The 1325-nt window shown below is 42.9% G+C and carries 2 protein-coding genes; one reads left to right on the top strand and one right to left on the bottom strand.

The window, feature by feature from the left end:
* Positions 1-336 (top strand): 2-phosphosulfolactate phosphatase (locus F6K49_RS49715; protein WP_293110192.1); only part of this gene is annotated, 336 nt, incomplete at its 5' end.
* A 251-nt stretch (positions 337-587) separates the two neighbouring features.
* Here the strand turns inward: F6K49_RS49715 and F6K49_RS49710 are convergent.
* Positions 588-1325, bottom strand: a 738-nt coding sequence (locus F6K49_RS49710; protein WP_293110190.1) for an RNA-guided endonuclease TnpB family protein, incomplete at its 5' end; no start/stop codon positions are given.

Genomic DNA, 1325 nt, shown 5'->3' with positions numbered 1-1325 from the left:
CCAGATACTATTTGGCTAGTGGGGTCAGGTTGGGAAGGAGCCTACTCCCTAGAAGACACAGTTTGTGCTGGGGCGATTACTCAAAGACTTATGGAAGAAACTGGAAACTCAGTGGATGACATTGCTGGTAATGATGAAGTAATTGGTGCGATCGCACTTTACTCCCAGTGGCAAGATAAATTACTAGAGATGTTCTATCACGCTAGTCACGGAAAACGGCTGCTGCGGCTCAATGGTCATGAAGATTTAAAGTATTGCGCTCAAACTGATGTATTAGACGCTTTACCGATTCAGAAAGAACCAGGGGTTTTAGTTAAAAACCCAGTTATCGGGTAGCACGCACGCAGGTCACGAGAACTTTTTTCCGTTTTAGTTTGGGTACGGAATTATTTTTGATTGTTCAGCTAACCTCTAATGTGTTGGAATTTAATGTGTTGGAATGAGCTCACCAGATTTTAACTCACTTAGCCAATTTCTACAAGGACTAAGTGAAGAAGAATTAGCTCAACGATTAGGAGTGGCACCAGCAACACTCCAAGAATTAAGAGACCAAGCTGATTTTAAGCAGTGGATTGACACTCCCCGTCCTATAAGGACAAGGATTCTTTCTTCAAAGGGATTCCTACGAATTTACCCTCAGAAAGCATCTTGACCGTATGCCCTACGGCTGCAAGTCCACGTAAGCGAACGACTTGAGCGGCTGCTACATCTCTATCAGTTGTATAGCCGCAATTTGGACAACTATGTACACGCTCAGCTAAAGTTTTTTTTCCAGTTTCTGTTAAACAATTGGGACAAATTTGGCTAGTCTTTTTAGAATCGACTTTTTGGAAATAGACACCACGCTTAAAACAGCACTGCTCTAATATTTGGAAAAACTGTCCCCATCCCGCATCTAAGCAGTGCTTTCCTAGCATTCCCTTCGCCAATCCTTTGAGATTTAGATCTTCAACAAAGATCATCCCAGCCCAATCACAAAGATTATGAGCTAATTCCCAATGGTAATTCTTCCTCAGGTTAGCGATTTGTTCGTGTAATTTACTAACTTTTGCCTGTGCTTTGCGACGGTTGCTACTTCCAATGCGCTTCTTGCTCACCCTCTTTTGCAGCAATTTAAGCTTGCGTTCGAGGCGCTTGAAAGGGCGTGGATTGGAAAATAGAGTACCGTTACTGACAGCAGCAAAATGTGAAATTCCTACATCAATTCCCAAAGCTTCTCCATGAGGCATAACTTGGGGCATATCTACATCCCAACTTAGAAGACACTCTTGAGCACCTGTGGCATCCATTTCCTCCCGCACAATCTGAGAAACTTTTTTTAGGAA

Source organism: Moorena sp. SIO3I6, from assembly GCF_010672095.1.
The sequence above is the reverse complement of the archived record's forward strand: the minus strand, read 5'-3'. Positions and strand labels throughout refer to the sequence as shown.